The organism is Bacteroides sp. M10 (assembly GCF_014334015.1).
GTDB classification, from domain to species: domain Bacteria; phylum Bacteroidota; class Bacteroidia; order Bacteroidales; family Bacteroidaceae; genus Bacteroides; species Bacteroides intestinigallinarum.
The window spans coordinates 856929-869337 of record NZ_CP060488.1 but is presented as its reverse complement, the minus strand read 5'-3'; the positions used below and the strand labels follow the sequence as shown (position 1 = coordinate 869337).

Below are 12409 nucleotides of genomic sequence, written 5' to 3'. Positions count from 1 at the left end.
GATTGCCTAAATTACGAAAGATAGAATGTTAGATTTAAAGCAACTTACCACTGATGTATGCCAGATTGCTACAGAGGTTGGACATTTTTTGAAAGAAGAACGGAAGAACTTCCGTCGTGAGCGTGTGGAGGAAAAACATGCACATGATTATGTGTCTTATGTAGATAAAGAGTCAGAGGTGCGAGTGGTGAAAGCACTTGCTGCTCTACTGCCCGAAGCGGGATTCATAACAGAAGAAGGCTCTGCCACTTATCAGGACGAACCCTACTGTTGGGTCATTGATCCGTTGGATGGAACTACAAATTATATTCATGATGAGGCTCCTTATTGTGTATGTATCGCTTTACGCAATCGTACCGAACTTCTTTTAGGTGTTGTTTATGAAGTTTGCCGGGATGAATGTTTCTATGCCTGGAAAGGTGGAAAGGCTTTTATGAATGGTGAAGAAATTCATGTGTCGAGTGTTGAGGATATTCAAGATGCCTTTGTTATTACAGAATTACCTTATAATCATCTACAATATAAACAGACCGCTCTTCATCTCATCGATCAACTTTATGGAGTAGTGGGAGGTATTCGTATGAATGGTTCGGCTGCCGCTGCAATTTGCTATGTAGCTATTGGGCGTTTCGATGCGTGGATGGAAGCGTTTCTCGGAAAATGGGATTATTCCGCAGCGGCATTGATCGTCCAGCAAGCGGGAGGAAAGGTTACTAACTTCTATGGCGAAGATAACTTCATAGAAGGACATCATATTATTGCAACGAACGGAACTCTGCATTCTTTCTTTCAGAAACTTCTGGCAGAAGTCCCTCCATTGAATATGTAAGTGGTATTGCAACTTTAAAATCTCTATTATTATGAAACACACACTTCTTGTAAAAGACTGGCTTAGTTCTTTTTTATCTTTACTGTTTCCCCGTTGCTGTGTCGTTTGCGGCCGACCGTTAGCAAAGGGCGAGGAATGTATTTGTACAGTATGCAATATCAAACTACCTCGTACGAACTATCATCTTCGAAAAGATAATCCGGTAGAGCGACTTTTCTGGGGACAAATTCCTCTGGAACGGGCTACTTCTTTTTTCTTTTATGAGAAAGGAAGTGACTTCCGGCTGATTCTTCACCGTTTGAAATATGGTGGACAGAAGGAAATAGGTGCAATTATGGGACGGTATATGGCAGCAGAACTATTATCTTCCCATTTCTTTCAAGGAATTGATGTTATAATCCCTATACCGCTTCACAAGAAAAAACAGCAAATTCGCGGTTATAACCAGAGCGAATGGATTGCCCGTGGAATCACTGCTGTAACAGGAATCCCCATAGATACAGAATCCATATTGCGTAAGAAAAATACGGAGACGCAAACACACAAATCCATACTTGAACGTCGGGATAATGTGGAAGGTGTCTTTGAACTTCAACGTCCCGAAGCACTTGTCGGGAAGCACATACTGATCGTTGACGATGTGTTGACCACCGGTTCTACTACGCTGGCATGTGCTTCTTGTCTGGTGAAAGTGGAGGGAATACGGATTAGTATATTGACGTTGGCAACGGTGGAATAATCTTCTTTTCGTCAGAGAATATATTTAAATTCCATTCATCTCTCCATTTTATATTTATACTATTAGTTTGGATTTTAATGGGTAGCCATATATAAAGTCCTTCAATTGGCATTTCCGGTTTCCATATATCGAACATGGCAATATAGGAATTTTTCTTTCCTTGTATAGGAATAATGAAGGATGATTGTCCCCCAAAAGTTTTTTCGGGACCAAGTCCATTATATGGATTGACACCATGACAGGGATTTGATTTTTCCGTATAGTCACCCGTTATTGATTTTGATGTGAATATGCGCGCGGCATTGGGCTTCCAACCGCTAGAGCCTGATCCCAGCAAATAGTAGGTACCTTTATGCTTGAAGATGGCAGGTGCTTCTGTTTCGTTAGTGATTCCCGTGACTACCTTGTACTTTCCCTGTGGGTAAGTATATTCCTTATTTAATTCACCTGCCACAAAAGCTTTATCAGGCTTGCGTACCGTGAAATGATATACTTTGCCATCATCATCTTTGTAGATACAAAAATCTCCTGAACCGTATGGAGAATCTGCTCCTAAAAACTTGTGACTGTATGTAAAGGGGCCTGTAGGAGAAATTGCCGCAGCGACTCCTAGATAACCGTATTTATAATCCTGTCCTTTGGGATAGAGTTTGAAATACATCATATATCTAGAAGTCGCCCTGTTGTATATTACTTTAGGGCGTTCGAGAATACAGCCGTCAGCAATATCACTTTTTTCATTTTTATAGTCAACGGATAATACTATTCCTTTGTCTTCCCAATGATACAAATCAGTGGATGAATAACAATGTACACCACCATCTGCTTTTTCTTTCTCAGATTTATTGGGCAGTTTGTGCTCACCATACCAATAATAGATGCCATCTACATATATAATACCACCGCCGTGTGCATTAATAGTTTTTCCATTGTTATCGACCCACACTGTTCCGGGTTTGAAGCTTTTCTTTTTCTTGTTCTGTGCCTGTATAGTATTGGAGATGACACAAATGCTCATCAGTGTGATAAGAAAATAGTAGCTTCTCATAATTCTCAATCTTTAGATATTGTTGGTTTGGACTTTCTTGTCATTAGTAATCCGAGCAGAGCAAAAACGACGCCAGTTGTGATGATAAGTTTTTGTCCGTTATCTGCCATACCACCCAATATCGCAATGCCAGCTCCGGAAGCGAAGATGCCATAACCGATTACCCGTTTGCTGAAATTATTGCCCGCTTTCTCTGTCGATTCATTTTCTTCGATTTCTTTCAATTTCCGGGCATTGTTTTCTTTATTCCATATTAAGTAAGATTGATACTTTTCCGATTCCTTGTTCTTTGCTTTATAATATATCTCAAAAATGGCCAGGCATAGGATTGGGAAAGTAACTCCAAGAATCATTTCCTCGGCACGATTGAGGGAGAAACCCATTAGTGGAGTGATGAATTTGAATAAACCATTGATAGCCAAGCTTAATAAAGTAGTCGTGATGTTAGAAGTCGCAGTCTGTCTTTTAGAGAATAGTGTCCAAATGATAGGCAGATATAAAGGAACGCCTGTCAATGCCGCCAAGCTGATAACAACGTTTACAACTCCCCCCATTTTAGGAATAAGCATGGCTATCAATATGCTGAATACTCCGAAGAGAATAGTCGAGATTCTTGCGACGTACATAAGGGTACGGTCGGAACTTTTTGGCCTTAGGTTTTTGAATATATCATTGGTGATGACTCCTGAAGCAATATTCAGCTTTGAATTCAGTGCACTGGTCGTTGCGAAAATCATGCCACCGATCATTAAGCCCAAAAGCCCGTTAGGAAGTACTTCCTTGCACATCATCAGATATGCGCCTTCTGCATCAAGTAATGAGAGCGAAGGGTCATATACTCTGTAAACCATTGGTGGAAGCATCCATAGCACTGGACTGATTATGTATAGGGCTCCAAACAAATAACCTACTTTTTGGGAATCTTTTTGTGTTTTGACGCAGGTATATCGCTGTACATATGCCCAGTTTCCACCCAGGAATATAGTATTATAGATTCCAAAAGCTACCAGGAAGCCAAAAGTATATTCATCGTTCAGAAGATTATAGAATGTGTCGGGCACTTGCTCTATTAGTGCGGTAACTCCGTTAATTTTATCGAAAGATAAAGGAACCACGATGATAACCGCTGCTGTCAGAATAACGAATTGAAGTACGTCTGTGGAAATTACTGCCCATAATCCGCCTGCAGACACATACAAAATGCATAACCCTCCTAATAATAAAATGCAAGTATTTAAAGGCAGCCCGGTGGAAACCTCTAATATTTTGGCTACTGGATACAGGAAAGATGCTGTAAGAAACACAGAGATAAATAAGAACAGGTAGGTATATATCTTCTGTGTGGACTTGCCTAATCTCTTATGTATGTATTCTGCTGCTGTGAGTGCTCCTGTTTTATGCCATTTGGGCGCGATGAGTAATCCTACAATGAAACCGGCGATCGCCATTGTCCATTGGATAGTGATTGAAACCCAGCCCATAGAATAAGCGATAGAACCCCATACGACGAATGTGCCAGCAGAGAAAAATCCCATGAACAGTGAGAGGCCGCTCATGTACCACGGCATGGTTCCGTTTGCGGCAAAGAAAGATTGCATACTTTTACCTTTTTGGGAGAAAGCCAATCCGACTAAAACAACTCCAAGGGAAAATAGTACGATAGTAATGATGTCGAGAGTAGTCATATCAAATGATTTAGTTAACAAAACAGGTTTGAAAAACATCTAAGTTGACAGCAAATATATTTTTGATTCTACAGATAAACAAACAATTCGGAATATAAATCATCGGGAACGTTACCGCAAACGTTCCCGAAATTAAACTCTTGGAGTTTTAACATTCCAATTGCCGGAATTTGATTATATTCGGGAAATTTTTTAGAGTGAGTGACAGTCTATGAGTAAACCAAGAGTGACTATCAAGGATTTAGCCAAGGAACTGAAGATTTCGACTTCTACTGTTTCCAGAGCTTTATGTGATAAATGGGATGTTAATCCAGAAACACGCAAAGCTGTTCTGGAGCTTGCAGAAAAATGGAATTATAAGCCGAATCCGATTTCTTTGAGTCTGAAACAAAGCCAGTCCATGTTTATCGGAGTGATTGTCCCTGAATTTGTCAATTCTTTCTTTTCTGAAGTAATTATGGGTATTCAGAGTGTGCTGAATCCTGAAGGATATCATGTGCTGATAATGCAATCTAATGAATCGCATGAGAATGAATTGCGGAATATGAAGGCGTTGGAAGCGCAGATGGTGGATGGTTTTCTGATTTCGGTTACCCAGGAATCGGAAAATACTAGTTACTTTTCTGACTTGATCTGGAATAATTTTCCTGTGGTTTTCTTCAATCGGATTTGTGCAGAGTTGAGTGCTCCCCATGTAGTTATTGATGATTATAAGTGGGCTTTTGCTGCAGTTGAACATTTGATACAGCAAGGGTGTAGGCGGATTGTTCATTTGGCAGGTTCTGAAGATTTGCTTATCGCGCAGAAACGCAAAAATGGATATATGGATGCCTTGCGAAAGTATGGCTTGCTGGTTGAAGAGTCTTTGATTATCGACTGCGGAATAATGATGGAGAAAGGAATCATGGCGGCTCATCAGATTCTTGAAATGGAAAAAATGCCAGATGGAATTTTTGCAGTGAACGATCCGGTGGCGATAGGAGCGATGAAAACTCTTCAGAAAAACAAGATTAGAATTCCGGAGGATATGGCAGTAGTTGGTTTTTCCGAATCTAAGGAAGCGTTTATTGTGGAACCTAATCTGACTAGTGTGGAACAACCTACTTTTGAAATGGGGCGGAATGCTGCACAATTATTATTGGAGCAAATCAAGCATAATGTCAATAATGAGGATAAAATGCTGTCGAAGTCGATTATTCTGGATGCAAAATTAAATATCAGGGAATCTTCTCTTAGAAGGACGAGTTGAAACCTCGTTTTTTCAGATCGAATTATTTGCGGGACATAGCCTTTTTATATTAAAGAGGTATGTTCCGTTTTTCTTTTTCTTGTTTCTGAAAATAAATAAAAATACACTTTCCTTTGTTTATGGGCTTTCTAGTGAGCTCTGAAAGAGTGATTATGTTTTTTTCTTTAAATTTATTTGGAGTTTAATAAATAATCGCTATGTTTGCAAAATCTAGCAGACCAGAATAGACCAGCTGCTAAGATTGAAAACTTAGATATACCATTTAAATTGTTAACGAGAAATTAAGTATTGCACCATGAAGAACGCAGTTATTTCAAAAGCGAAGTGGTACATTAGATGCTGTAGTCTTGTGTATTTATCTATTTCCTTTTCTTCTGTAGTACATTCAGCAGAAGATGTTTCAAAAATGAACAGTGTAGCGATTGCCCAACAGGCAAAAACGCGAACGGTAGTTGGCTCGGTGATTGATTTTGAAACAGGAGAACCTATTATTGGGGCTTCTGTGGCAGTTGCTGGGAAAAGTGTGGGTACTATCAGTGATTTGGATGGGAATTTTTCTATCCGGGTAGATGGAGATAATACAAAATTAGAGATTTCTTTTATTGGGTACGAAAAACAGGCAGTAATGGTAGAGGATGGAAAGAAGCTGACTATTCGTTTGCGTGCCGTTTCAGAATTGTTAGATGAAGTGGTGATTACTGCGTATGGTTCCGGACTTCGTAAGGATTTGACAGGAGCTATTGCAAAGGCGAATGTGCAAGATATGCGTAAAGCACCGGTTTTTAACTTTGAAGAAAGTCTTGCAGGTCGTGTAGCAGGTGTACAGGTAACTTCCTCCGACGGACAGCCGGGTAGTGACTTGCAGATTGTTATCCGTGGTAATAATTCGGTAACTCAGGATAATTCCCCATTATATGTAGTGGATGGCTTTCCACTGGAAATGGCAGTGGGGAATATGCTGAACCCCGAAGAAATCGAGTCTATTGAAATATTGAAAGATGCGTCGGCTACGGCTATCTATGGTGCGAGAGGTGCGAACGGGGTAATTTTGGTAACTACAAAGAAAGGAAAAGTTAGTTCGCCTACCGTGACATATAGTGGCTGGGTAGGTGTACAACAGATTATCAAGAAGCAGGAAATGCTTGACCCTTATGAATTTGTGCGTTATCAGTTGGAAGCAGATTACAACGTTTACAGTAAGCGCTACTTGGCTGGCGAAAGGACATTGGAAGATTATCGGAATATCGAAGGTATTAACTGGCAGGACAAGGTGTATAGGGATGCTTTGGTGCATAGCCACAATATAGCTGTCAGGGGTGGTACTGAAAAGACGAGATACTCTGTTTCCGGTTCATTGGTGGATCAGCAAGGTATTATGTTGAACAGCGGTTACAAAAAATATCAAGGTCGTTTTGTATTGGATCAGACAATCACTAAGAAAATAAAAGTAGGTATTAATGCTAATTATACGTATTCGAAGAAATATGGTACCATTGTATCTGAATCGCAGACTAGTCCGACGGCAAGTTTGATGTATGCGTTGTGGGGGTACCGTCCAGTGGCAGGTGTCAATGACGGTGATTTGCTGAATGACTTGTATGATGAGACAACCGATCCGACTACTGATCTTCGTATCAACCCTCTGATGGCAGCCGAGAATGAGTATAACCCATTGTTTACTTACAATTTCATCGGTAACGCTTATTTTGAGTATAAAATTTTAAAAAACCTGACTCTCAAGATTACTGGTGGATATAATAAGATACATCAACGGAAAGAAGTCTTTTTCAACTCTAACTCTCGAGGGGGACATCGTCATACCAATAACAAGGTGAATGGTTGGATAACCAACACGGAGCGAACTAGCCTGTTGAACGAAAATACGTTGACATATGATGTTCCTTTGAAGAAGGGACATCGTCTGAAAGTGTTGGGCGGTTTCACTGTGCAGGATAATAGTACATTTATTGATGAAATCAGAGCAATCAATGTTCCTAATGAGGCGTTGGGGATCGCCGGACTGGATGAGGGTGAGCTGACGTCCGCCAATATCAGCAAGACAGCCAACGGCTTGGTTTCTTATTTAGGAAGAGCGGATTATAATTATAAGTCCAAATATCTGTTGACCGTTTCATTCCGTGCCGACGGTTCGTCGAAGTTCCCAAAAGATAACCGTTGGGCTTATTTCCCGTCTGCCTCCGCTGCTTGGGGATTTGGTGAAGAGAAATTCGTGAAAAATGTAAAATGGATTAGTAGTGGTAAGCTGAGGGCAGGTATCGGTACGACAGGTAACAATCGTGTGACGGACTATGCTGCACTGACAGCCTTACAGATAACGGCAGACTCTGGGTACAGTACAGGTAATACACCGGGTAAAGGGGTAGTGCCGAAAACGTTGGGGAATCCTAAACTAAAATGGGAGACTACCGTACAGACTAATATTGGATTGGATATGTCGTTTTGGGATAATCGGATTTCGTTGACGGCAGATTATTACTATAAGAAAACGAAAGACCTGCTGTTGAATGCTACATTGGCACCTAGTATGGGATTTTTGTGTGCTTATAGAAATGTAGGATCGGTTTCCAATTCGGGACTTGAGCTGACCATTGACACTAAAAATATACAAACGAAAGAGTTCTCATGGACTTCCAGCTTCAATATATCATTCAATCGCAACAAAGTCTTGTCATTGAACGATGATGAACCGAGTTTGGCAAGCCGTGTGAACTGGGGTAATTTCAACAATGCTTATCCTTATATTGCCATTCCGGGACATCCGATTGCTATGTTCTACGGACATATTTTTGATGGAGTTTATCAGTACACAGATTTCGATAAGGTAGGGGAATCTTATATATTGAAAGACGGTGTTCCCAATAATGGAAATGCACGTGAGAAAATTCAGCCGGGAGATATCAAATTCAAGGACATTAATCGCGATGGAGTGGTGAATGACTATGACCTGACTATTATCGGTAATCCGAATCCAAAGCATATCGGCGGATTTGGTAATAACTTTCAGTACAAGAATTTTGACTTAAACGTATTCTTTCAATGGAGCTATGGCGGTGATGTGCTGAATGCCAACCGTATTGAGTTTGAAGGTGGTGATCCGAATGCTCGTACCTCACTCAATATGTTTGCTTCGTTTGCCAACCGTTGGACTCCCGAGAACCAGACAAACGAACTCTACCGGATAGGTGGGCAAGGACCGGCTGTTTATTCGTCGCGTACTATTGAAGACGGTTCTTTCTTGCGTTTGAAAACGGTATCATTAGGATATAGATTGCCGAACGCATGGCTGAAAAAGATAAATATTAAGTCATTGAGAGTATATGCTTCTGCGCAGAACTTGATTACATGGACTAGATATTCAGGACCGGACCCGGAAGTTTCTACTCGCCCTACAGCGTTGACGCCCTCTTTCGATTGGTCTCCTTATCCAAGGCCGAGAACTTTAACACTAGGAGTTGATATTTCTTTTTAAACCTTTAAAATCAAATCGTATATATGAAGCATAATATATTGTTATGGATGACTGTATGTCTGTTAGGAACTTCCTGCTCGAACATACTTGATAAGGAACCTGATTTTGTTTCTCCTGATTATTATTATAATACGGAAAGCGAACTGTTACAGGCGTTGAACGGAGTGTATAATCGTCTGATTGACACAAACGGAAGAATGTACAGTAAGGGACTTTTTAGCTTATTTGTACTGAGTGACGAGTCTTTTTATACTAATAATTTTAATAACACTAATATCCGTGCAGGCGTAATGGACGCCGCTGATCTGGATGTCGGACGTTTCTGGGAAGTGTTGTATGAAGGAGTGAACAGAGCCAATCTTCTGTTGTATAGTGTTGAAGGTAAAGAATTGGATACCGACATGATGAAAGCAGCAAAGGGAGAGGCTCTTTTCTTGAGAGGATATTACTATTATTTGCTGACCTCTTTCTTTGGTGAAGTACCTTTGAAACTTGCTCCGACAATGTCTGCCAATGATAACTATTTGGCGAAATCGCCATTGACGGATATTTACAAACAGATTGTAAAGGATATGCAAGAGGCGGAAAAACTGGTATTGGATATTGATGCACTTGGCTATAACGAACGAATTACCAAAACGGGGGTTCAGGCTATTTTGGCAAGAGTATTTCTTAAAATGGCGGGTGAACCTCTGAAAGACGAGACGCGCTATGCGGATGCTTTGGAATATGCCAACAAGGTGATTGCTTCTACGAAGCATGAGTTGAACCCCGATTATAAACAAATCTTTATTAATCATTCGCAAGATATTAATGAAAGCAAGGAGTGTATCTGGGAAATAGGCATGTATGGTAACAAAATTGGTACGGTAGATTTGGCCGGCTCCGTAGGAGTGGAGAATGGCATTTTGTGCCGTGATGAATCAATAGGCTACTCAGGAGGTCCGATGAAGGCTTCTAAAAGACTTTATGATTCATATGGAGAAGGTGATTTGCGTAAGGACTGGAATGTAGCTCCTTATTACTATAATGTAGTGGAAGAAACAAAGGTCAATGAGGAAACACAGGAGGTGGAAGTGGTTCAGGTAACTAAGAAAGTAATGTTCTCGGCTACTCAGATATATAATCGTAACCCAGGTAAATGGAGAAGAGAGTACGAAATAGGACAAAAAGCACGTCTCTTTAATTCCACAAATTTTCCTGTTGTCCGCTACAGTGATGTCCTGCTGATGAAAGCAGAGGCAGAGAATGAAGTTAACGGTCCTACCGACGAAGCGTACGACGCAATCAACCAGGTGAGAAGAAGAGCTTATGGGAAGCCGATTCATACTGTTGATGCGACAGTGGACCTTCCCGCAGATTTGGCTAAGACGGATTTCTTGGAAGAAGTAAAAAAAGAACGGTTTAGGGAACTTTGCTTTGAGGGGATGCGTAAACTCGATCTGCTTCGTTGGGGAGAATATGTGGCTACAATGAAGGCTTTTGGTACGGAAATTTCAACGACTGCTCCGTCGGAATTCAAATATGCAAGTAGAGTAGGGCAGAATATAACGGACCGTAATGTTCTCTTCCCGATTCCGAATACGGAGATTACCGTCAACAAGCTAATGACGCAGAATGAGGGTTGGTAATTGATTTTTTATCTGTTTAAAATAATCGAACATGAAAAATATAATAAGATATTGCGGTTTGTTACTTGTGGGGCTGGTTTCCTGCATGGAAGATGAGGCTCCAAGTGTGGAACTGAACGTGGCGCTGGATAAACAAGTCTATCAGGTGGGCGAACCTGTAACTTTCAAGTTGAACGGAAATCCGGATAATATAGTGTTCTATTCGGGAGAGGTAGGGCATAATTATGCTTATAAAGAAAGATATCATGCGGATGGTGACCTGTTGGTCAAATTCAATTCTTGGGTGCGTTATGGAGATATTTATCATAATCTGAAATTCTTAGTCTCTTCTGATTTTAGTGGAATCTATGACAAGGAGAATGTGGAAGCAGCTACATGGATTGACTTGTCTGATAAGTTCCGTTTTTCAGTAGGGGATGATCAGACTCCTTCCGGGGAGGTAAATTTGAAAGAGTATGTCGGTGCGGAAGAGGATGCAAAGTTATTTGTTGCATTCCGTTATGAAGATGAACAGAAAGCACGGCAGAACAACTGGATTATTCGTTCCATCACACTTGACTGCGTTTCTGCCGAAGGGGTACGAAGCAATTTGGCTACGATGTCTACTATGGGCTGGAAGGTGGTTGATTTTGAAAATCCAGCAGTGACATGGAATGTTGCTTCTACCAGCCAGATATTAATTGATGGTGGAGCTAATCAGCCGAAGAATGTAGACTGGGTTATTTCGCAGGCTTTTGATGTCCGAAAAACAACTCCGGATACGGGCGTTGCGTTGAAGAATATCAGTACCACGATGGATGAGTATAAGTACGTATATACTAAACCGGGAATCTATGAGGTTGTATTCGAAACCACATCCGACTGGTATAATGGCAATGATCATGCATTGACGAAGCTTACTGTGGAGGTGCAAGGTAAAGTAGAAGAAGAGATTCCTGCTTCGTTGAGTGTCTTGCCGGATAAAGTGGAATGTAAGGTAGGAGAGCCTATAACGTTTAGTTTGACAGGTAATAATGCCAGCAATGTAGTTTTCTATTCCGGAGAAAGTGGACATAACTTTGATTTCAGAGAAAGGTTTTATGCGGATAATGACATCGTGGTGAATTTTTCGACATGGGTGCGTTATGATGTGGATCAACTTTTAAAGTTTAAAATATCAACAGATTTTGATGGTGTGTACGAAAAGGGACATGTAGAAGCTGCTACGTGGGTTGATTTGTCAGATAAATTTGCTTTCTCGACAGGAGCAGATAAAACGCCTTCAGGTGAAGTTAGTCTGAAAGAAGCTGCTGGTGATGATCCTAATGCCCGGATATTTGTGGCTTTTCATCATAAAGATGAAGAGGAAGCTGTAGAGAAACGGAATGATTGGATTGTCAGAACGTTCGAAATGGACTTGATTTCTCCGGAAGGTTTTAGGAGTAATTTAGCGAAGATGTCTACGAAAGATTGGTGGACAGCCGTTGACTGTTTAAATCCGAACCGAAATTGGAATGTAACTCTTCAACAGCTAGTGTTAATAGGAGGTACTAATAAGCCAACTAATGACGATTGGGTTATCTCCAAACCTGTTTATATCAGAAAAGGTACTCCCGATAAAGGAGTCTCTTTAAATAGTGTTACTTCCAAAGATTATACCTACACTTACAATACTCCCGGTGTTTATAAGGTTGTATTTGACTGGTATGATGGAAGTAATTATTCGCAAGTGAAATTAAATATTGAAGTAAAAGAATAA

7 protein-coding genes and 1 pseudogene are annotated in these 12409 nt (G+C 40.6%); 6 read left to right on the top strand and 2 right to left on the bottom strand.

Annotated elements, in window-relative coordinates; translation table 11 throughout:
* The first annotated feature begins 25 nt into the window (after window positions 1–25).
* Window positions 26–829, top strand: coding sequence for an inositol monophosphatase family protein (locus tag H8796_RS03540; RefSeq protein WP_009000971.1), 804 nt, complete (start codon window positions 26–28; stop codon window positions 827–829).
* A 31-nt stretch (window positions 830–860) separates the two neighbouring features.
* Window positions 861–1568, top strand: coding sequence for a ComF family protein (locus tag H8796_RS03535; RefSeq protein ID WP_117936963.1), 708 nt, complete (start codon window positions 861–863; stop codon window positions 1566–1568).
* A 256-nt stretch (window positions 1569–1824) separates the two neighbouring features.
* Here the strand turns inward: H8796_RS03535 and H8796_RS03530 are convergent.
* Together H8796_RS03530 and H8796_RS03525 are read right to left on the bottom strand one after the other, a co-directional pair.
* Window positions 1825–2586: pseudogene (locus H8796_RS03530) on the bottom strand (family 43 glycosylhydrolase); the annotation flags it as partial.
* A gap of 35 nt (window positions 2587–2621) precedes the next feature.
* Window positions 2622–4301: a sodium:solute symporter family protein gene (locus H8796_RS03525; protein WP_009000968.1), complete on the bottom strand. Its 1680-nt coding sequence runs from the start codon at window positions 4299–4301 to the stop codon at window positions 2622–2624.
* Between the two features lie 211 nt (window positions 4302–4512).
* Here H8796_RS03525 and H8796_RS03520 point away from each other — a divergent pair, with 211 nt between their 5' ends.
* The 4 genes from H8796_RS03520 (at window position 4513) to H8796_RS03505 (ending at window position 12409) form a co-directional block, all read left to right on the top strand.
* Window positions 4513–5550, top strand: coding sequence for a LacI family DNA-binding transcriptional regulator (locus H8796_RS03520; protein ID WP_009000967.1), 1038 nt, complete (start codon window positions 4513–4515; stop codon window positions 5548–5550).
* 406 nt (window positions 5551–5956) lie between these two features.
* Complete coding sequence (locus H8796_RS03515; RefSeq protein WP_233530291.1) at window positions 5957–9040, top strand: TonB-dependent receptor; 3084 nt, start codon at window positions 5957–5959, stop codon at window positions 9038–9040.
* A 23-nt stretch (window positions 9041–9063) separates the two neighbouring features.
* Entirely contained in the window at window positions 9064–10671 is a 1608-nt protein-coding gene (locus H8796_RS03510) for a RagB/SusD family nutrient uptake outer membrane protein (protein ID WP_117610755.1), read from the top strand.
* Between the two features lie 31 nt (window positions 10672–10702).
* Complete coding sequence (locus H8796_RS03505; protein ID WP_081352709.1) at window positions 10703–12409, top strand: DUF5017 domain-containing protein; 1707 nt, start codon at window positions 10703–10705, stop codon at window positions 12407–12409.

Excerpts from the sequence above, each read along its gene's own strand:
- H8796_RS03540 (WP_009000971.1), top strand. The coding sequence starts at position 26 with ATGTTAGATTTAAAGCAACTTACCACTGATGTATGCCAGATTGCTACA.
- H8796_RS03535 (WP_117936963.1), top strand. The coding sequence starts at position 861 with ATGAAACACACACTTCTTGTAAAAGACTGGCTTAGTTCTTTTTTATCT.
- H8796_RS03525 (WP_009000968.1), bottom strand. The coding sequence starts at position 4,301 with ATGACTACTCTCGACATCATTACTATCGTACTATTTTCCCTTGGAGTT.
- H8796_RS03520 (WP_009000967.1), top strand. The coding sequence starts at position 4,513 with ATGAGTAAACCAAGAGTGACTATCAAGGATTTAGCCAAGGAACTGAAG.
- H8796_RS03515 (WP_233530291.1), top strand. The coding sequence starts at position 5,957 with ATGAACAGTGTAGCGATTGCCCAACAGGCAAAAACGCGAACGGTAGTT.
- H8796_RS03510 (WP_117610755.1), top strand. The coding sequence starts at position 9,064 with ATGAAGCATAATATATTGTTATGGATGACTGTATGTCTGTTAGGAACT.
- H8796_RS03505 (WP_081352709.1), top strand. The coding sequence starts at position 10,703 with ATGAAAAATATAATAAGATATTGCGGTTTGTTACTTGTGGGGCTGGTT.